16 protein-coding genes and 1 pseudogene are annotated in these 20,136 nt (G+C 70.2%); 4 read left to right on the top strand and 13 right to left on the bottom strand.

Features of this window, described 5'->3' with window-relative positions; all coding sequences use genetic code 11:
• The first annotated feature begins 286 nt into the window (after positions 1 to 286).
• A complete protein-coding gene (locus tag DJ81_RS16300) occupies positions 287 to 1,444 on the top strand; it encodes an aminopeptidase (protein WP_094590594.1) in 1,158 nt (385 codons plus the stop codon).
• A 368-nt stretch (positions 1,445 to 1,812) separates the two neighbouring features.
• Here DJ81_RS16300 and DJ81_RS19385 read toward each other — a convergent pair whose 3' ends face one another.
• The 3 genes from DJ81_RS19385 to DJ81_RS16310 all read right to left on the bottom strand — a co-directional run bounded on the left by DJ81_RS19385 (position 1,813) and on the right by DJ81_RS16310 (position 5,345).
• Positions 1,813 to 1,977 carry a hypothetical protein gene (locus DJ81_RS19385; RefSeq protein ID WP_158217301.1) on the bottom strand — a complete coding sequence of 55 codons (165 nt, stop codon included), beginning with the start codon at positions 1,975 to 1,977 and terminating at the stop codon, positions 1,813 to 1,815.
• Positions 1,978 to 2,100: 123 nt separating this feature from the next.
• Positions 2,101 to 3,837 (bottom strand): phenylalanine--tRNA ligase subunit beta, encoded by a 1,737-nt coding sequence (gene pheT, locus DJ81_RS16305; RefSeq protein WP_094590596.1) that lies wholly within the window; start codon positions 3,835 to 3,837, stop codon positions 2,101 to 2,103.
• Positions 3,837 to 5,345, bottom strand: coding sequence for a phenylalanine--tRNA ligase subunit alpha (locus DJ81_RS16310; protein WP_094590598.1), 1,509 nt, complete (start codon positions 5,343 to 5,345; stop codon positions 3,837 to 3,839). Before DJ81_RS16310 ends, pheT begins: the two co-directional genes overlap by 1 nt.
• 360 nt (positions 5,346 to 5,705) lie before the next feature.
• Between DJ81_RS16310 and DJ81_RS16315 the strand changes: the two genes are divergently transcribed.
• The gene (locus DJ81_RS16315; protein WP_094525194.1) at positions 5,706 to 6,011 is read left to right on the top strand and encodes a HalOD1 output domain-containing protein; all 306 of its coding nucleotides are present in this window, start codon (positions 5,706 to 5,708) and stop codon (positions 6,009 to 6,011) included.
• Positions 6,012 to 6,049: 38 nt separating this feature from the next.
• Here DJ81_RS16315 and DJ81_RS16320 read toward each other — a convergent pair whose 3' ends face one another.
• The 8 genes from DJ81_RS16320 to DJ81_RS16355 form a co-directional block, all read right to left on the bottom strand.
• Entirely contained in the window at positions 6,050 to 6,766 is a 717-nt protein-coding gene (locus tag DJ81_RS16320; RefSeq protein ID WP_094590600.1) for a peptidase, read from the bottom strand.
• A 61-nt stretch (positions 6,767 to 6,827) separates the two neighbouring features.
• Positions 6,828 to 7,478 (bottom strand): P-loop NTPase, encoded by a 651-nt coding sequence (locus DJ81_RS16325; protein WP_094590602.1) that lies wholly within the window; start codon positions 7,476 to 7,478, stop codon positions 6,828 to 6,830.
• Entirely contained in the window at positions 7,475 to 8,242 is a 768-nt protein-coding gene (locus DJ81_RS16330; RefSeq protein WP_094590604.1) for a hypothetical protein, read from the bottom strand. Before DJ81_RS16330 ends, DJ81_RS16325 begins: the two co-directional genes overlap by 4 nt.
• Positions 8,243 to 8,294: 52 nt before the next feature.
• The gene (locus DJ81_RS16335) at positions 8,295 to 9,065 is read right to left on the bottom strand and encodes a hypothetical protein (protein WP_212589846.1); all 771 of its coding nucleotides are present in this window, start codon (positions 9,063 to 9,065) and stop codon (positions 8,295 to 8,297) included.
• Positions 9,062 to 9,400: a hypothetical protein gene (locus tag DJ81_RS16340; protein ID WP_094557202.1), complete on the bottom strand. Its 339-nt coding sequence runs from the start codon at positions 9,398 to 9,400 to the stop codon at positions 9,062 to 9,064. Before DJ81_RS16340 ends, DJ81_RS16335 begins: the two co-directional genes overlap by 4 nt.
• 39 nt (positions 9,401 to 9,439) lie before the next feature.
• Positions 9,440 to 9,766, bottom strand: coding sequence for a hypothetical protein (locus tag DJ81_RS16345; protein WP_094557203.1), 327 nt, complete (start codon positions 9,764 to 9,766; stop codon positions 9,440 to 9,442).
• On the bottom strand, positions 9,767 to 13,825 hold the full coding sequence (locus DJ81_RS16350) for an LAGLIDADG family homing endonuclease (RefSeq protein ID WP_094590606.1): 4,059 nt from the start codon (positions 13,823 to 13,825) through the stop codon (positions 9,767 to 9,769). It abuts the gene before it with no gap.
• A gap of 93 nt (positions 13,826 to 13,918) precedes the next feature.
• Positions 13,919 to 14,281 (bottom strand): TRAM domain-containing protein, encoded by a 363-nt coding sequence (locus DJ81_RS16355; RefSeq protein WP_094525201.1) that lies wholly within the window; start codon positions 14,279 to 14,281, stop codon positions 13,919 to 13,921.
• Between the two features lie 208 nt (positions 14,282 to 14,489).
• On the opposite strand from DJ81_RS16355, the gene DJ81_RS16360 reads away from it, so the two are divergent.
• Positions 14,490 to 16,832 carry a DEAD/DEAH box helicase gene (locus DJ81_RS16360; RefSeq protein ID WP_094590608.1) on the top strand — a complete coding sequence of 781 codons (2,343 nt, stop codon included), beginning with the start codon at positions 14,490 to 14,492 and terminating at the stop codon, positions 16,830 to 16,832.
• 6 nt (positions 16,833 to 16,838) lie between these two features.
• Here DJ81_RS16360 and DJ81_RS16365 read toward each other — a convergent pair.
• Positions 16,839 to 18,187, bottom strand: a pseudogene (locus DJ81_RS16365) (RimK/LysX family protein).
• A gap of 130 nt (positions 18,188 to 18,317) precedes the next feature.
• On the opposite strand from DJ81_RS16365, the gene DJ81_RS16370 reads away from it, so the two are divergent.
• Positions 18,318 to 19,073, top strand: coding sequence for a topoisomerase DNA-binding C4 zinc finger domain-containing protein (locus tag DJ81_RS16370; protein ID WP_170938351.1), 756 nt, complete (start codon positions 18,318 to 18,320; stop codon positions 19,071 to 19,073).
• 24 nt (positions 19,074 to 19,097) lie between these two features.
• Here DJ81_RS16370 and DJ81_RS16375 read toward each other — a convergent pair whose 3' ends face one another.
• Positions 19,098 to 20,084 (bottom strand): tyrosine--tRNA ligase, encoded by a 987-nt coding sequence (locus tag DJ81_RS16375; protein ID WP_094526916.1) that lies wholly within the window; start codon positions 20,082 to 20,084, stop codon positions 19,098 to 19,100.
• Between the last annotated feature and the right edge of the window lie 52 nt (positions 20,085 to 20,136).

A 20,136-nucleotide genomic window follows, 5' to 3' on the forward strand; every position in this document is an offset into this window, starting at 1 on the left:
GTGAGGCGCTGTGCGGAGGGGGCGGGACTCAAAGGGGCAGTCGCGCTCGGCGAACCTCGGCGACGCAAGCACCGCAAGGAGTGAGCGAAGCGAACGACTGAGGAGCACAGCGAGCCGCGGGAGCCGAGCGCGACTGGGGCTTTGGCGACGTTCTTCACCGATTCCGAGGAGTTATTTATGAATAAGCGACCGACGCGTCGTCGGAGTCCGCCGCCGTGTCGTCGACCGATGATAAATAATCACCGTCCCGGCACCGATTTACGCTTCCCCGAACACACACGGAGTAATGGACGAACGCGTACGCGAGCACGCCGAGGTGCTCGTCGACTGGAGCGCGCGGGTCGAGCCCGGGGACGACGTCGTCGTCAGCGTCGCCGAGGACGCCCACGAGCTGGGCGTCGCCGTCGTCGAGGCGCTCGGCGAGCGCGGGGCGACCGTCACGACGCTGTACGGCTCCGACGAGCTCTCCCGGGCGTACCTGAAGGGCGCCGAGGCGGGTGCCGACGGCGACGGCGCCGACGGCGACGGCGACGCGGTCCCCGACTTCGACGACGACCCGGCGGTCGACCGCGCGATCTTCGAGGCCGCCGACGCCTACCTCCGGATCGGGGGCGGTCGCAACACCACCGCGACCGCGGACGTGGCGAGCGAGACCCGGCAGGCGTACGCCAAGGCGCGAACGGGCGTCCGCGAGGCCCGGATGGACACCGACTGGGTGTCGACGGTCCACCCGACCCGGAGCCTCGCCCAGCAGGCCGGGATGGCCTACGAGGAGTACCGCGACTTCGTCTACGACGCGGTCCTCCGCGACTGGGAGGCGCTCGCCGCCGAGATGGCCCGGATGAAGGGGGTCCTCGACGCCGGCGAGGAGGTCCGACTCGTCACCGAGCGCGACGGCGCGCCCGACACCGACGTGACGATGTCGATCGCCGGCCGCACCGCGGTCAACTCGGCCGCCTCCGTGGCGTACGACTCGCACAATCTGCCGAGCGGCGAGGTGTTCACCGCCCCGTTCGACACCGCGGGCGAGGCGTTCTTCGACGTGCCGATGACGATCGACGCGACCCGCGTCCGGGACGTGCACCTCGTCTTCGAGGGCGGCGAGGTCGTCGACTTCGCGGCCGAGACCGGCGAGGACGCGCTCGCGGGCGTCCTCGACACCGATCCGGGCGCCCGGCGGCTCGGCGAACTCGGCATCGGGATGAACCGCGGGATCGACCGCTTCACCGACTCGATCCTCTTCGACGAGAAGATGGGCGACACGGTCCACATGGCGGTCGGTCGCGCCTACGGCGCCTGCCTCCCCGAGGGGGAGTCGGGCAACGACAGCGCGGTCCACGTCGACATGATAACCGACGTGAGCGAGCGCTCCCGGATGGAGGTCGACGGCGAGGTCGTCCAGCGGAACGGGACGTTCCGGTGGGAGGAGGGGTTCGAGGGTTGACATCCTCTCCGCCCTGAAGGGCGAAGATTCCCACGGCACCGTACCGCTGGGTTGGGGTGTTTACGGTTTGTAGCTGTCCCGGTGACGGCTACTGGCTGTGTCAATCAGCCGTTACTCCTATCCCGACTTGGGATTCAGAGGTACTTCTTACTGCATCCCGATATTGTCCGATTAGGTGGGCGGTAGACCGCCTCGGCTACCTAGTAGTATGACAATCACTCAGTTAAAACACCCGACCAGAAGTTTCTGGTTACTGTAGAGAACTGTCGGATTCATCCCCGCGCTGAAGCGCGAGGCTTTCTCCTTGATTCTCCGTAACCCCGGTCTCGACTCGCCGCGCTACTGCACCACAGACTCGACTCGTCGCCCTACTGCACCACGGACCGTTCAGCGGAGTCCGCGGGCGTCGACGTGTCCGGACGCTCCGTCACCGCGCCCCACTCCTCGGAACACGTCACGCAGAGGTAGTAGGCGAACCCGTCGACGTCGCAATGGCGGACCGGCGCGTCGGTGCCGCACCTCTCACAGTTCATGCGAAGTTCCTTCGACAACCGACACAAATACTTTCTGTTCCTGATCTCACGATCCCGAACGATCGTGAAACCGTCGGATCGGGCGGTTTCGCCGGCAGACGGTTCCGCAGGGGAACGGTTCGGCTAGCGCAGCGCGTCGAGGTCGAACTCGAAGGCCGCGACCGGGACCTCGAGGTCGTGCTCGACGAGGACCGCGGGATGGACCTCGCCGATCACGCCGACCCGCTCGCCGTCGATCTCGACCGCGGCGGTCCGCCCGTCGATGAACGACGGGTGCTCGGTGCGGGGCGTCGCGAGCTCCGCCCCGAAGTCGTCGCACACCGCCTGTAGGCGCCCCTTCGCGGCCTCGTAGGAGGCGTCGCGCCGGGCGACCGCGCCGGCGACGTGGCGGCGCTCGGCGACGTTCGTGTTCTCCGAGTCGTCGCGCTCGGCGACGAAGCCCACCTCCGCGACGTCCTGCGGGTACGCGTTGTGAGTGTTCCGCTCCAACAGCAGCACGAGCGAGGGGAGCGCCCACGTGCGGAGCTGGGTGTACTCCTCGCTGTACGGCTCCGTGATCTCGACGGGCTCGCCGCCGCCGAAGGCGGCGCTCCCCGGCTCCACGTTCATCCGGTCGTAGTTCTCCGTCCCGCTCGTCATGTGGAAGTTGAGCAGGTCCTCGAAGCCGAGCCCGACGAGGCTCGTCCGGACCGCGTCCTCCAGCCGGGAGCGCTCGTGGCGCCCGCCGACGGTCCCCACGTCGGGGTAGCGCGGCTCCAGCTCGTCGAAGCCGTAGGCGCGACCCACGTCGTCGACTAAGTCGAGCGGGTGGAGGACGTCGACGCGGTACGGCGGGATCTCCACCTCGTAGGTGACGTCCTCGTCGAGCGTGTACGAGGCGTCGAGGCCGGCGCGCTCGAAGCAGTCCACGACCTCTTCCGGCTCGAAGTCGACGCCGAGAAGCGTCTCGATCCGGTCGTGGCCGACGGACTTCTCGTCGAGGTCGAGGTTCGGACGGACGAGCTCGGCGCCGTACTCGCTCGGGGCGGCCGCGCCGTCGGCGTAGTTCACCTTCACCTCCTCGATGGTCGCGCCGCGGGCGGAGAGCGCGTAACAGACGATGTTACACATTCGGTCGATCGTCCACTGGTCGGTGCCGGTGAGCTCGACGAACAGCTCGCGCGAGCCCGTCGTCACCTCGGTCCGCTTCCCGTTGATGACGGGCGGGAACGAGAAGAGGCCGAGCTCGTCGTAGATCGCGGGGTACCGCTCCAGGTCCGCGACGAGGTCGGCGTACGTCCGTCCCGTGTCGTGCTCGTCGAGCACCGCGGCGGGGGTCAGCTCGTCGTTCGCGTCCAGCGGAACGAACGTGTCGCCGTCGGGCTCGACGCCGCGGTAGGTGATCGACGGCTCCGACCCCTCCTGGAGCGGCGCGCCCTTGAGCATCGCGAGGTCGTGGATCCCGATCGCGCCCTTCGCGCGGCCGCGACCCATCGTCGCGTGGAGCTTCTCTTGGAGCTGGATCAGCGACTCGAGCGCGCCCTCGTCGAGGTCGACGCCGCGGATCACGGCCCCCGTCACGTAGGGGCGCTCGTCCGGCACGGAGTCGTCGACCTCGATCGTCCACTCGGGGTCGTTCGTCTCGGGGACGTAGACGCCGCGGTCGTCGCCGTGGTGGTAGCGCAGCGAGCGCGCCACGCCCTCCACGGAGAGGCGGTCCAGCCTGTCGGGCGCGAACTCGAACTGGAGGAGGCCGTCGTCGGTCTCCCCCTCGAACTCTAAGCCGAGCCCGAACAGGTCCTCTTTGAACTCGTCGTCGCTCGCGTCGGTGCGACCGGTGAGCCCGCGCAGCTCGTCCGTGTCGATGTCGACGACGGGCATCAGTAGCTCACCTCCGCGTCCCGCAGGAACTCGATGTCGGCAAGGGTCCCGTGGAGGTCGCGGATGTCCTCCGCGCCCGTGGTGAGCATGGCGAGCCGTTCGAGGGCGAGCCCCCACGCCATCACGTCGCAGTCGACGCCGAGCGGCCCGGTGACCTCCTCGCGGAAGACGCCGGAGTTCCCGATCTCGATCTCCTCGCCCGTCTCCGGATGCTCGCCGAACAGCTCGAAGGAGGGCTCGGTGTACGGGTTGTAGTGCGGCTTGAACCGGATGTCGGTGATGCCGAACTGCCGGTAGAACTCCTCGAAGGTGCCCATCAGGTCGCGCACCGAGAGGTCCTCGGCCATCACCCACCCCTCGATCTGGAAGAACTCCAGCAGGTGCGTCGGGTCGAGCGTGTCGTTGCGGTACACCTTCTCCACGGAGAAGTAGCGCTGCGGGGGGTCGAGATCCGCGCCGGCGATCCCCGAGAGGTACCGCATCGACAGCGAGGTAGTGTGGCCGCGTAAGGCGACCTCGCGGGCGAACTCCTCGGACCACGGCGAGTGGTAGCCGTCGCCGTCCTCGCCCCACCCCTCCCGGTGGGCCGTCTCGACGCGGTCGATCAGCTCCTCCGGGATCTCGTCCATCGGGTCGACGTCCAGCGCGAACCGGTCCCAGTGGGTCCGCGCCGGGTGGTCCTGGGGCATGAACAGGCAGTCGTTGATCCAGAAGTCGCTGTCGGCGTGGGGGCCCTCCATCTCCTGGAACCCCATGCCGACGAGGACGTCCTTCACGCGGTCGGCCGTCCGGCGGAGCACGTGCTTCCGCCCGCCGCGCGTCGTCGGGGCGTCGGCCTTGACGTTGTACTCGGAGAACTCCACGTCGCGCCACTCGCCGCTGGCGAGCAGCTCTGGCGTGAGCTCCGAGACGGCCTCGGCCGCCTCGACGCCCGTCATCAGGGCGTCGACGCCGTCGTCGGTGAGCGTCACCGAGCGCGTCACCGACTCGCCGCGGTCGACGAGCCCGCGGGAGTCCAACCGCTCGAGGACGGCGTCGTCGGCCCCGGGGTCGTCGCCGGCGGCGAGCGCCGCGAGCGCGGCCCCCTCCGGGTCGGCGTCGGGGTCGGCGTCGGGGTCGACCCGAAGCTCGCCGGAGTCGATCGACCCGAATCCCTTCCGGGCGAAGTTCGAGAGCGCGATGTCGACCTCGGGTCCGTCGAGGTCGGCCTCGCCGATGACCCGCCCCATCGATACCGGCGCCTCGCCGGCGTCGAGCGCGAGCCCGGCCCGGTAGAGCCGCGTCTCCGGAAGCCCGTCGTCGACGTAGCGTCGGCCTTCGTCGGTGAGATCGAGGGTCTCGGCGGTGCGCTCGGCGACGGAGCACAGCCCCTCGTCGCGGAGGTCGAAGGCGGCGCCGACGACGGTCTCGGGCTTCAACCCCGTCTCCGCCGCGATCTCGTCTATCGTCCGTTCGTCCGTCGCGCTCGCGGCCTCGAGGACCGCGAGCTGTCGTTCCGGGAGTCGCATTCGAGTTGTATCCATACGCGTGTGGCTGGTTGGTAACGGTTCCGGCACGTCGCCGTCGCGGGACGACACGGGTCGGTTCGGCTCCCGCCCGACCGTCCCGTCCGCCGAACCACGCGGTTTCGCCGCCCGGCCGCGGGGCGGGTCCGCCGCGCGTCAGTTAGTTAAAAAAGAACCCGAACGCGTCGCCGTCGGCTCTCCGGGCGATACCCGCCGTGGGGCGTCCGAGTGACATGTTACCTGATGTCTCGCGCAGGGCGTTAACGGTTTGTCTCCGGCCGATCCATCCGTCGGATCGCCCGAATTATCATATTTGATTAACGACGGCGAGCGTTTATATACTGGTTCGCCGACAGGACGGGTATGAGCAGTGTTCCGTCAAACGCTTCCGACGCCGGTTCGCTCCCCGGACCGGTCCGGGTCGCCCACGGCTCCGACGACCGCCCGGCGAGCCAGGCGGTCGTCGAGGCCGTCGCAGACCTCGTCGGGGTCGACCCCGACGCGCTCGCCGACGAGGCCGACATCGTCCTGTACGACCACGTCGACCCCGACGCGCTCGACGCGCTCGTCGAGCACCGTTCGGACGAGGGATTCTCCCTCTCGTTTTCCGTCGCCGGGTACGACGTCCGAGTCGACGCCGGCGAGGCCGTCGCTCGGCCCGCCGAGTAACGACGGCCGAGTACCGACCGCCGACCGTTCCCGTCGCGTCAGTCGTCCGATCCCGCCCGTTCTCGAAGCGCCGCGATCCGATCGCCGAGCGGCGGCTGTACCTCGAACCACGTCGACCAGTCGCCCCTCGCTGGCTCGACCCCTCGAACCGCGGCGACGCGCTCGAAGGCGTCGGCGACGCGGCCCGCGCCGACCGCGTCCGCGGCGCGGTCGTCGGCGGCGTACTGCACCCGTCGGCCGACCCAGAACGCGACGAGCGCCACGGCGACGAGCGACGCGAACCCGGCCTGAAACGGCACCGCGACCGTCACGATCGCCGCCAGCACTCCGAGCACCGCCGCGATCGAGACCGCGCGGAACTCGCCGTAGTACGTCTCCACGCGCCCCGCCTCGGCCGCGAGGAGGCCGATCGCGACGTCCTCGTCGAGGCCGTCGAGCACGCTCTCCGTGAGGAACAGGACCCGCCTGCCGGGCGGTCCGCGAACGGCGATGTCGACACGTCCGATCCCCGCGCCGTCCCCGTTCGTCGCCGCCCCGTCGGCAGTCTCTTCGTCTCCCGTCGCCCCGCCGTCGGTCTCGATCGCGATCCGCTCGATGTCGAGCCCGGCGGTTTCGCGGAGCGAGGCGAGTCGCTTCCGCTCACCGTCAGTCGGCTCCCGCAGGTCGCGGAAGCGGTCGGCGGCGTACAGCGGTCCGACCTCGACCGCGAGGAAGCCGACGACGGCGACGCCGACGAGGAACGCGACCGTGAACATGGCTCCCCCTCGGTCCCGGACCGAATAAAGCGACCCGATGTTCCGCGCGCTCGGCGCTCAGTCAGCGGGGGACCCGCCCGGCCAACCCCCCGATCGCCCGCGCGGCGTCGCTCTCGGGGGCGGCGTCGACGACCGGCCGCTCCGCGGCGACGGAGCGACCGACCCGCGGGTCCGCCGGCACCACCGCCGCGGGCGCGCCCAGGGCGTCGGCGATCGCCTCGGTCGGCGGCTCCTCGGTCACTCGGTTGACGGCGCAGCCGACGAGCCCGGCGCCGAGCTCGCGGGCGAGCGCTCGGGTGCGGATCGCGTCGGCCAAGGCGAACGCCCGCGGGGAGACCACCAGCAGACACGCGTCCGCGACCGCGAGCGGAACGCCGGCGTCGGCCCGCCGGCCGGCCGGGCAGTCGAGGACGACGACGCCGTGGTCCCGCTCGATCGCGGCCACCGCGTCTCCCAGCGCCGACAGGTCGCAGGCGCGGGCGCCGGCGAGCGTCCGTCCGCAGGGAACGATGTCGACAGGGCCGGTTCGCACCGTCTCCGTCGGGTCGGCGCGCCCGGCGAGCACGTCGTGGAGGTCCGGACCCCGACCGCCGGGGAGGTCGGCCATGCCGAGGTCCGCGTCGACGACGACCGCGTCGAGCGCGGCGGCGACGTTGTACGCGACCGTCGTCTTCCCGACTCCGCCCTTCCCCCCGGCGACGGCGAGGATCACGCGAGCCGCTCCAGCGCGTCGACCGGGACATCGGTCTCCGCCGCGCGCTCCGCCAGCGACGCCGCGCGCTCGCTCACCGCCCGGAGCCGGTCAGCGTCGCCGTCGATCCGGTCGTCGACGCCGGCGAGCGCGTCGATACCCCCCGCGTCCGCGACTACCTCCGTCGCCGTCGCCACGTCGGCGTCTGTCAGCCGCTCCGCCCGGTCGATCCGGGCCTCGACCGCAGCGAACCAGTCGTCGACCGAGGCGGAAGCCGCTCGCCCGGGACCCCCGGCGTCGCCTCCGGTGTCCTCGCCCTCGCCGTCGGTACCGCCCGCCTCGACGCCGGGAGCGGTCTTCTCGGGGCGGTCGGCGGTCTCGCGATCCCCGTCGACGGCCGCCCGCGGCGGCCGGTGGTCGGCGAGGTCGCGGAGCGCGTCGGCCGGCGTCGCGTCGCCACCTCCGTCGATGCCGTCGGGACCGGCGGTCGCCCGGGCGGACTCGTCCGGGTCGGCCGCCTCGACGTCGACGATCTCGACCGGGGGATCGACGGGTGGCGCCGGAACCGCGAAGCCGAACCCGCGTCGGTCGCCCGGGTCGACCCGCAGCGTCACTCCGGTCGCGTCCCACCCGTCCGCCGGGACGCCGCCGCGTCGCGGCGGCAGCACCGGCGCCTCGAACCGACTCTCGACCCGCACCCGTCGCGGGACGGCCTCCTCGTTGCGCACCCGACAGCGCACCAGCGACGCGTCGCCCGCCCGGTCGACGGTCCACGAGAGATCCATACGCCGGCTGACGCGGTATCGCTGATAAATCTCTGTCCGACGCCGACCCCGATCACGGGTCGGGCGCGCGGTCCGGACGGACGACCGTCTCGTCGAGCACCGCCTCCGGCGACCGCTCCCCGCGCTCGGCGAGCCAGCGCGCGGCCTCGACGCCGAGCGCGACGGCGGCGTCCAGATCGGCGATCTGGACCGCCGCGAGCGACGCGGCGAGTCGCGGCCCCTCGTACTCCGACGGCCCCGCCCCGGCCCGCGGCGGATCGACGCCGGGAACCGACGCCAGAGCGGCGCGAAACGCCGGATACACGTCTATCGCGAGCTCATGGCGCGCCTCTCGCCGGCGGTTTCGCAGCCGGTCCTCGAGTTCGAGCCGTCGCTCCCGCTCATCGCGGGCGCGGGCGGCCCGCTCGCGGGCCCGTTCGAGCGCCTGCTCGGCCGCGATCCGCTCGGTCTGCGCGTTTGAGAGCTCCGCCGCGGCGGACTCGAGGTCGCCGAGCGCCTCGTCGGTCTCCGCCTCGACGGCCCGACGCGCCCGCACGTCGCCGCGGAGCGCCGCGACGCGCTCTTTCAGCCGCTCCTCCTCGCCGCTCGCTTCCGCAACTCGCTGACGGGCCCCGGCGAGGTCGACCGACTCGACCCCGATCGCCGCGATCTCCTCCCGGAGTCGACCGAGATCGTCGCGCACCGACGACTCGCGTCCGCGCGACCGGGCCGCCGCCGCGAGCTCCCGCCGGAGGCTGGTCCCGGTCGGCACCTGGTCGAGGACCGCCTCCGGCGCGGGGGACGGGCGCTTCTCAGCCTCGTCCGACGCCGGCGCGCCGGTCACAGCTCCTCGCCTTTCAGTCGGTCCGGGTCGGGATGGTCCGTCCCGGCGGCGAACGCGGCGTACGGCGTCGCCGTCGCGTCTCGGTCCGCGTACGCGCTCGCCGCCTCGCGGACCGACTCGTCGAGCGCGACGAACTCGTTGAACGGCTCCGTCCGCTCGATCTGGACGTCGCCGCCGTGCGACTCCCGGAGCCGCACGGCGAGGAACGCGGCGTACGTCGTCGCGTCGAGCAACGCGGCCCGCCCGAACCGGCGGACGACCGGCTCCTCGTGGCGTCGACACAGGTTCCGGAGTCCGGTGCGAGCCGCTTCCGAATACGTCACGATCAGCAGCACGGACGCGGCTGATCGAGGGCCGAACTTATCGGTTCCGAACTATTCCGGATCGCCTACTCGTTCGACTTCGAACTCCGTGACTGCGTCGTTTTCGGGGTCTGTCAGATCGTCGGACCCGTTCGCGTCGACTCCGGAGAGGGCGAGCGCTCGTTCGCGGGCGGCCGGCGCCGAGGGCGCCACGACGACTCGCCCGTCGACCGGATCGTCCCCCACCGCGCGGAACACGTCGTCCTCCCCGTCGAACTCCGTGGCGTAGGTCCGGAGCACCGCTGCCACCCGCCGCTCCGTGTCGGCGAGGTCCGCTTCGCCGTCCTCGAACGCGCGTAGGGCGTCCTCGACGTTCCGTATCGCGGAGATCCGGTCCATCTACGTCGTCCGCAGGTGTCCCTGCTTCGGCTCGTACACCTCTCCCTTCGTGCGGAGCTTCTCGATCTCCTGTTCGGCCTTTCCGGGGTCCATCCCGATCTCGCCGGCGCGGTCGAGCACCTCCTCGACGGGCGCGCCCTCCTGATACTCCTCCTCGATGTCCGCGATGAGGCCCTTAATGTTCTTGATGCGGTCGCGCTGGCTCTTGGAGGTGCCCGTCTCGACCACGTCGGCGTCGAACTGCCCGGTCTCGGGGTCGACGCCGATGTCCTTGAGACAGGACTCCACGATGTCGGTCGCCCGATCGGCGTCCTCGCGCTCGACGGTGTCCGAGAGCCGGAGCCGCGCGCTCGCCTCCGCGAGCCGTACCATCGCCTCCAGCTTCCGGGCGGTGACGGGGACCGGCGCGTCCTCGTCGGCGCCCTTCGAGCGCAGGTCGACGTAGAACTCCTCGATCAGCTCCTTCGCCTCCTCCGTCATCGTCGGGTAACAGGAGCGCTTCGCGTGGGCGATGTACTTGCGGAGCAGCTCGGCGTCGATCTCCGGCGCGACCTCCTGAGTCACCTCCGCCACCTGGTCCGAGGTGAACTCGGAGCTCGCCAACTCCTCGCGCTGCGTGTTGAGCTCGCCGGCGTAGTTCGTCTTGATGATGTGTTTCGCTAGCCGGGAGTCGTGTTCGGGGTCCGGGCTGTCCGTCACCGTGAAGATCAGGTCGAACCGCGATATGAGCGCGGGTTCGAGGTCGATCTGCTCGCCGATCGGCTCGTACTGGTCGAACCGCCCGTACTTCGGGTTCGCGGCGCCGAGGAGCGAACACCGCGCCTTCAGCGTCGCGTTGATCCCCGCCTTCGAGACGGAGATCTTCTGCTGTTCGAGCCCCTCGTGCATCGCGGAGCGGTCGGAGGAGTTGTGAACGACGAGGCCGTTCGCGACGAAGTTGTGCGTCTCGTCGACGGTCAGGTCGTACACCTTCGGCTGCCGCCCGTCCTCGATCCGAGCCAGGAGCGAGCGCAGTTCGTCCTTGACGGCGTCGACTTCGGCTCCGATCGCTTCGCGGAGATCGCCGAGCCTGTCGGTCTCGACGCCCCCGGACAGCCACCGCGACACGGTCGCTTGATCCACGTCGAGCGACGAGGCCACGTCGGCCTGACTGACGCCGTACGCGTCGAGCGTCGCCGCCAGTTCCGATCGTACTTCGCCGACTTGACCGCGGTCGAGTAGCTCGCGAGCCCGTCGCTCTGCCGTTTCGACTGGCCCGCCGACGATGTCGGCGAGACGCTGCCGAAGTACCTCGCTACGGTGTTCCGTCGACTCCGGCGCTACCGTTTCAACGGACTCGACCCGTCGCCACTTCACGTCACCCCGGACGAACTCTCGAAGACCATCGAGGTCGGTCTCGCCGACCGCAGTGAGAACGTCGCGAAGCCGGCTCGCCACCGTTCTACGAACGTCGTCGCTATCGCCCCACTCGCGGGAAATCCGCTGTTGGGACAGCGGTGTCCCCTCGGCGAGTTCGGACTGGGAGACGTGGTACCGCTCGCGTATCTCAGCGAGGATGTTCCACGTCGGCTCTCCGTCGAGCGCGCGACGATCCTCGGCCGCCGCCTCCAGTCTGTCCTCGAATGCGGCGAGTATCCTGCGCGCTCGATGGAGCGACACGTTCGCGGTCCCGCTCTCGAAGTCGTGATACGTGACCGCGTCGAGCCCGCATTCGCTCTGGTGAAGCCGAAGCGACTCGCGGCATTTCGCGAGTAGGCCGTCTATCTCCGGAACCACGTCGAGAATCGTACGGTCGCCGTCGGCGGCCTCGACGACGCGGTCGAGCGCCTCCGCCTTTCGGGTGGCGGTGAATCCGATAGCGCGGCGGAACGCCGCGAGCGATTCCGCGTCCGTCACCGTGAGGTAGTACACGTCTCTGCCCCCGTTTCGTTCGCGGTGTTGGAGCTGGCTCGACACGCCGAACTGTAAGAGGAGGTTCCGCGCCCCTCGAAGCAGGTCCCGGCTCGCCGACGCTATCCGAACGTTGCCCGCCGACTCGTCGACGTGGCCCTCGCTGTCGGCGAGCGCACGGACGAACGCGGCCTTCGCCGCGCGGCTTCCCGTCGAAACAGGGGTCGGGAAGCACTTCTCGTCGTACCGACCGAGGTTCATCCCCGCGTCGAGGACGGCGTCTGCGTACTCCTTTCCAGTGACGCGGACCGTCTCGACGCCGCCTTCACGCTTTTCGCTCGGCGGACGGGTCGGCTCCGCGCCGAACGCCTCTCGTGCCGCCCGCTCGAAGTCGGCGAGCAGTTCGTCGTCGGTGTTGGTGAACCGGACGCCGTAGACGCCCTCCTCGCGGTCGTAGTAGACGTTCCCGTCGCCCGAGAGATATCCGAGGACGCTCGCCATCGCGGCGTCGATTCCCTCGCCGGCATCGACGAGTTCGCCGTCGACGATCTCGGCGTCGACATCACCGCCTGCAGCCCCCACCGCTCCCGCACCGTCCGTCGCTTTCGCCGGAATCTCGCGGGGGACGTACACCCAGTCGCCGTCGTCGAGCGCCGCCGCCTCGCGCTCGACGCGCTCGCCGTCGTCGAGGACGAAGAACGGGTGGTCGGCCGTCGCGGTCAGCGACTCTCCGGTCTCCATCGTCACTCGCGTCAGCTCCGACGGCGCGTCGTACTCGTGCACCGCGGACACGGGACGCTCGACCAGCCGGCCGTCCTCGTCCATCGTCCAGACCTCGAGATCGACGTCGCGGATTCGTCGGCCGTTCGAGAGATCCTCGATTTCGCCGTCTTCCGCGGCATCCCGTGCCAGCTCGTCGATACGTTCCACGCGCCCGTCCGCGAGCGTGACCAGCGTGTCGCCGGTCACGCAGTCCATCTTGTCCAGCTCGTCGACCGCGGCGATCCCCTTGTCGGCGAGCACGAGCGCGCCGGCCTCGAGCGACCACTGCTGGCCGTCGCCGAAGTCGTCGCGTACCGCGGCCGCGGTGAGCCCCGCCGCGCTGCTGCCCTTCCCGGAGGTGTAGACCGATCGGGGCGCGATGTTTTCTACATACGAAATCATCTGAGATTTACCCGTTCCAGGGTCGCCAATAAGGAGCATGTGGAGGTCCCCGCGGATCCGCGAGCCGTCGGGGAGGTGTTTGGTGACGCCGGAGAACAGCTGGAGGATCATCGCGAGCTTCTCCTCCTCGTAGCCGTAGATGGCGGGCGCGATGGAGCCGACCATCGCCTCGTAGATGTCGTCGCGGTTGGAGAGCTCGATGATCTCGCGTTTGTCCGCCTCGGTGATGTCCATGTCCTCGAACTCCTCGTCCTCGATGGAGATGGAGACGCCGTCCATGTACAGGTCGAAGATGGCGGACTTCTCGTTGCCCTGCTCGACCTGTTCGATGTGGAGGACGCCGACGCAGGTGACGTGGTCGCCGGGGCTCACCTTCCCGGTGATGTCGTCGACGATGTCGACGTCGAGCGACTGGGGCGTCTCGCCGCCGCGGAGCCCCTCGGGCGACTCCTGGATGCGGAGCTTCTGAGAGTCGATGAACTCCGACTGGTCGAAGTTGACGCGGAAGGGGCCCTGTCGCTCGCAGCCCTGACACTCGTGGGGTTCTTGGAAGCCGCCGTCGCTCTGGGGGATGTACGTCATCGTGCCGCAGCGCTGGCACTCGAAGGCGGCCTCGGTGACTTTCGGGCGGACGTCGGTCGCCTTGCGGACGATCCCCTTGACGGAGACGAGTTTCCCGATGTGGTCGTCGTGAACGCGGATGCCGCGGATGTCGATGCTCTCGGGGAGGTTCTCGATCCGGACGTGCGCGCGGCCGAGGCTGACGTCGGCGGGGAGGTCGTAGAGCCGCAGCGCCTCTTCGGCGTACTCGCGCATCTGGTCCGGCTTCGTGCGGAAGTCCTCGGCGAGGTCGCGGTCGAACTGAAACAGATCGTCGTAGTCGACGTACAGGGAGCGCTGTTCGTTCGGGTATCGCTGCGCGAGGGTGCCGATCTCCTCGCGGTAGTAGTTGCGGTAGAACTGAATGAACCGCTCCGTGAGGTCCTGATTCCCGGCCTGAGCCATTACGAAACCCCTTCGTCGCCATCACGTATGAACCTCATGCTCGGGGCGGAGGTGGACCGCGCGGGTCGCGTTCGGCCCCGGGATCCGGTCCCGTTACGCCTTCGTCACGAACGTCGCGTCGGCCGAGGTGCGCCCCTCGTTGAACGAGAGCACCTTCGCGCGGATCACGTCGCCCGTCGAGAGGTCGCTCGGGATGTCCTCGGCGAAGACGACGAATCCCTCGACCTTGCCGACGGCGACCTCCGCGCCCGTGTGGTGGTCGGTGAGCTCCGTCACGCCGAACTCGTACGTCTCGCCGATCTCGACCGGCGGCTCGCGCTCCTGTGCGGCCTCGTGGGCGCGCTTCGACTCGCGGGCCTCCCCGGACGGCCCTCGCAGGCGACGGACGACGGTCACCAGGACGAGCAGGGCGATCACGGCCGCGGCTCCGACGACGATCGGGTCCGACGGTATCATACCGGGCGGTCGACCCCCGCTCACGTAAACGCCCGGGGTCGACGGTGGGGATCGATCCGAGGGGCGGCCCGAGACGGCGGGCGCGTCCGTTCGCGTCGACAGTCCCCCGCCGCCCACATGAGAAACGCCTTTGGGCTGGAGCCCCCCGACTCGACGTGATGCGAACACCGCTCGGTCGCCGTCGAGTCCCCCGCGAGCGTGGTGCGGCGTGAAGGTCGCGGACGCGGTGCCGGAGTTCGCCGACGCGTTCGGCTTCGACGAGTTCAATCGGATGCAACGCGAGGCGCTCCCGGGCATCCTAGAGACCGACAACAACGTCGTCGCCTCCGCGCCGACGGCCTCCGGAAAGACCGCGCTCGCCGAGCTCGCGATCTGCAAGACCCTCTCGGAGGGCGGCACTGCCCTCTTCATCGCTCCGCTCCGCGCGCTCACCAACGAGAAAGAGAGCGAGTGGGAGCGGTTCGAAGCGCTCGGCTACTCCGTGTACGTCGTCTCCGGCGAGCGCGACCTCAACCCCCGCCGCGCCGAGCGCGCGGACGTGCTCGTGACGACGCCCGAGAAGGCCGACAGCGCGACCCGGAAGCACGACTCCGCGCGCTACTCGTTCGTCACCGACGTCGACTGCGTCGTCATCGACGAGGTCCACCTGCTCGACAGCGAGAAGCGCGGCGCGGTGCTGGAGGTGACCGTCTCGCGGCTCCGCCGGCTGCAGGACCCCCGCGTCGTCGCGCTCTCCGCGACCATGCCGAACGTCGAGGACGTCGCCGAGTGGCTCGACGCGCCAGCGGAGACGACCTACGAGTTCGGCGACGAGTACCGCCCGGTAGACCTCGAAACGGGCGTGAAGACGTACTCGCACGGGTCGAACGCCTTCGCCGACAAGTACCGGCGGCTCTACCGCGCGCTCGACCTGGCCGAGCCGCACGTCCGCGAGGACGGGCAGGCGCTCGTGTTCGTCTCCTCGCGGCAGGACACGGTGCAGGCGGCCAAGAAGGCGCGCGACGAGATCACGGACCGCGACATCCCGATCGACTCCCGGGGCGACTACGACTTCCACAACGAGGCGAAAGATCTCACCAACGACACGCTCCGGCAGTCGGTCACCGACGGCGTCGGCTTCCACCACGCCGGGCTCGGGAAGGCGGACCGCGACCGCGTCGAGGAGTGGTTCAAACAGGGGAAGATCAAGCTGCTCTTCTCGACGTCGACGCTCGCGTGGGGAGTGAACCTCCCGGCGCGCTGCGTCGTCATCCGCGACACGAAGTACCACGACCCGCTGGAGGGCGAGACGGACATCTCGCCGCTGGACGTGCTCCAGATGCTCGGCCGCGCCGGCCGCCCCGGCTACGACGACGTGGGCTACGGCTGGGTGGTCTGCGACCGCGCGGACGCGGACAAGTACCGCGCGCTGCTCCGAGAGGGCAAGGAGATCGAGTCCCGGCTCGCCGCGGAGCTGGAGTCGCACCTCAACGCGGAGATCGCGATGGGGACCATCCGCGGGCTGGAGGACGTGATGGCGTGGTTAGAGACGACCTTCTACTACGTCCGCGCCGAATCGAAGCCGGACGCGTACGACTTCGGCACCCTCCGCGACCGCGTTCGGGACACCCTCGACTCGCTCGTCGACGACGGCTTCGTCGCGGCCGACGACGAGCTCGCGATCGAGCCGACGGGGCTCGGGCGGCTCGCCTCCAAGTACTACCTCCGTCTGGACACGGCTCGCCGCTTCCGGCGGCTCGCCGACCGCGAGACCCTGACGGTCGACCGCATCCTGGAGACCGTCGCGTCGGCCGGCGAGTTCGACTCGGTGTCGGCGCGGTCGGCGGAGTCGGACGCGATCGACCGCATCCTCGACGGCCACGACACCGACCTGGAGGACGGCCACCGGAAGGTGTTCGCCATCCTCCTCGCCGGGATGGCCGATTCCGTTCCCTCGGACCTGCGCTCGGACGCGTGGGTGATCCGACAGAACGCGCTCCGCCTGCTCGCCGCGCTCTCGGAGTTCCTCGACCGATTCGCCGGCCCCCGCGCCGCGAACCTCGCGTGTCGCGTCGAGGCGCGCGTCGAGCACGGCGTCTCGCGGGAGGCGGTCGCGCTCACCGCGATCGAGGGCGTCGGCTCCGGCCGCGCCGAGCGGCTCGCCGACGCCGGGCTCACCTCGCCCGCGGCCGTCGTCGACGCCGGCGCCGCGGCCCTCGAGAACGCCGGCATGAGCGGCTCCGTCGCCGAGCGGATCGTCGACGCCGCGCGCGACTGCCCGCGGATCGACGTCGACTGGGGGGACTTTCCGGGCGACATCGCCGTCGGGGAAAACGAGATGTGCGAGGTCGCCGTCGCGACCGTCTCGGGGAGCGCTCGGACCGGTATCCGGGTCACCGTCAACGACGTGGAGATGACGGCGACGACGACGTACCTCGACGGCGAGACGACGGTCCCGGTCGGCGTCTTCGGCCCGCCCGACGCCGACGAGCTGGAGTTCGTCGTCGAGGTCGTCTTCCCGGACCTGCCGCTGATGCCCGTCAGGGCGACGCGGACGGTCCGGGTGGCGTAAGTACGGTCACTCCTCGCGTTCCCGCCTCGTGACGTCCACGTGGTAGCCGTCGAGGATGTCCCGACCGAGGAGCACGGGGTAGGTCATGTGGTTCCGGTTCTCGATGCTCGCCGTCACGGTCCGCCACCGATTCCCGATCTTCAGGTCGATCTCGACCAGCGGCCGCTTCTGTCGCCCGGCTCGCGACCCGGATTTCACGCGGACCGTGTCGACGATGGGGCCCGCGCCGATCTCCGCGGCGACGTCGAGGTCGATGCTCGTTCGCCGGGCACCGGTGTCCGACTTGCCGATCACCTCGATCGCCCTCTGGCCCGCGCTCACCGTCACGCGTTCGGTGTAGCCGATCGTCGTCGACGCCTCCGGTTCCGGATCGAGCGACGGCTTGCACTCCGGGACCGAGTCGTCCAGGACCGCCGCGAGCGACGCGACGCGGTCGGGGTCGACGCGGCCGCCGCCCCGCTCGATCGCGAGGGCGGCGATGTACGGTGCGGGGCTGACCCCCGTCGCCTCGAAGAGCCCCTTGAACCCCGCCGTCGTGTTCACCTCGAGAACGTACCACTCGCCGTCGCGGCACAGCAGGTCCACGCCGGCGTAGTCGAGGTCGAGCGCGTCGGCCGCCTCGCGCGCGAACCGCGCCGCCTCCTCCGGGAGGTCGCCGGTGAAGTCTTCGACCTCGCCGCCGACGGCGACGTTCGTTCGCCACTCGTCCGACGGCGCGTACCGTTTCATGGCGCCGACGACGCGGTCGCCGACGACGTACGCGCGGACGTCGAACGGCCGCTCGGCGCCGGTGTCGATGAACTCCTGGATGAACGCCCGGCGGCGGGCGATGTGCGGCGCGACGAGGTCGCCCGCGTCGATGACCGCCATCCGGTCCCCGTTCGTCCCGATCGCGGACTTGTGGACCGCCTTCTCGCTCGTGAGGCGGTTGCCCTCGTTGATCGTCCGGTTGCTGAACGCGATGTACGCGTCCGGAACTCGGATGCCGGCGGCGGTGAGGGTCGCCGCGGCGCCGTACTTGTGCAGGGCTCGGACGACGACGGCCGGCGGGTTCAACACGGGACGCGAAGCGGCGTAGCCGTCGCGATCCCGACGTCGTCGAGCGGCTGAGCGGCCTTCGTCATCAGTAGTCGGTTCGCGACGACGTCCACGTCGGGGTCGAACCGGAGGTCTCCGGCCTCGATCCACGACCTGGTGTTCTCCTCGCGGAGCCAGACCGGCTCGTGCCCCAACGCGCGAACGGCGTTGAGGATCGCTTTGGTCTCCTTGCTGTTGTGGAAGCTCAACACGCCGACCCGGACCGGTGAAGCCGACTCCGCTGTTCCCGACGAGTCCGCTCCAGGGACCTCGCTCATATGTAGCCTTACAGAAACGATCTTGTTAAGTCAAACACACGATTCTCCCGTCCGAGGAACGCGGGCCGGTCGCTCCCGGCCCGACCTCGTCGCCCGCCGCTTAAATCGGAAAGCGAGGCAACCCCGCGGCATGCCCGAACGACTCCGCGTGTTCGCCGGCGACTGTCGCGTGACCGAACGCGGCGACCGCTCCCGCACCCACCGCGGGCGCGTCGTCGTCCTGATCAAGCCCGACGACACCACGCTCGTCCACGACGCCGACGGCTACCAGCCGGTCGCGTGGCTCACCCGCCCCGACTCGGTCGTCGTCGAGGGCGACGGCGACGGCTTCTCCGTCACGGCTCGCGACGGGACTCGACGGCTCCGGGTCGTCGCCGAGGAGGCGACCGCGGGCCGCGCGCTCCCGGTCACGGAGGCCGGCGTTCCCGTCGGCACCTGCCCGGCGGACGGCGGGCCGCTCGTGCGCTCGCGCGGCGACGTGGTCTGTCTCGACTGCGAGGAGCGGTGGGGGCTCCCCGCGGGCGCGAGCGTCACCGACGGGGTCTGCGACGACTGCGGGCTCCCGAAGATCCGGGTCGAACGTGGCGAGCCGTTTCACCTCTGTCTCGATCCCTCGTGCGACCCGATGGAGGCGGCCGTCAGCGACCGGTTCGACCGCGTCTGGGACTGCCCGGACTGCGACGGCGAACTGACCGTCAACTCCGCGCCGGGCCGCGTCTACCTCGGCTGCGAGAGCTACCCGGACTGCGAGACGACGTTCTCGATCCCCTCTGGCGTCGTCGTCGACGAGTGCGACTGCGGGCTCCCCGTCTTCGAGACGGCGACCGGTCGCGACTGCCTCGACGGGCCCTGTGAGTACGCGGGGCACGCGGCGGGCGAGAAATAGCGAGACGGGCCGAAGCGACCCCGGCTACTCCGCGAGCTGCTCGCGGCCCGGCGCGATGAGCCGGTCGAGGTACTCGGAGAGCGCGCCCTTCGCGTCGGCGGGGTGGAGCTCGCCGGACTCCAGGTCGGCCTCCAGCGCGTCGTACGCGTCGTACGCCAAGTCGCCGCCGTACTCCTCCGGTCGCTCGACGCGGACCGTCTCGAACCGCGGGAACACGTGGTACTCGAACACCTGCAGGACGGGGTTCTCCCGCGACTCGCCGTCGTCGGTCGGCTCGGGGTCGGCGGTCGGCGGGCAGTACGCGTCGTTCACCTTCGACTCGATGTCCTCGCGGGAGTCCTCCATCGAGATGGTGACGCCCTCGCTGGAGGACATCTTCCCGCGGCCGGTGCCCAGGTCGGCGATGAGCGGCGTGTGGAGGCTCGTCGGCGGCTCGCGGTCGATGCTCGGGAGCACGTCGCGCGCGAGCATGTGGACCTTGCGCTGCTCCATCCCGCCGACCGCGAGGTCGACGCCGAGGTACGGGATGTCGAGCGCCTGCATCAGGGGGTACACCGCCTGCGACACCTTCACCGAGTCGCCGGAGGTGATCTCGGCCATCGCGCGCTCGGCCCGCGCGAGCGTCGTCTCCAGCTCCAGCGCGTGCAGGTCGAGCGTGTAGTCGTCGTCGAGCTGGAAGTCGGAGCCGAGCACGAACTGCGTGTTCGACTCGTCGAGCCCGTACGCGATGAACTGGTCGCGCATGCGCTCTGCGGTGTGGCGGATCTCCTCGAACGACCCCTTGTCGTTGAGGTAGGCGTGCACGTCCGCGAGCAGCACCGTCACCTCGAACCCGGCCTCCTGGAGGTCGATGAGCTTGTTCGCGGTGAGCATGTGCCCGATGTGGAGGACGCCCGAGGGCTCGTAGCCGACGTACGCCCGCTTCCCGTCGGGGTCGTCGGCCAGCGCCTCGATCTCCTCCTCGGTGACCACCTCGGCCGCGTTCCGGGTGATCCGCTCGTAGGCGTCCATACGAACGACTGTGCGGTTGTCGGACATATGACTTCTGGAAGCGCGCCGGCGC

Source organism: Halorubrum sp. Hd13, assembly GCF_002252755.1.
Taxonomy (GTDB): Archaea; Halobacteriota; Halobacteria; order Halobacteriales; family Haloferacaceae; genus Halorubrum.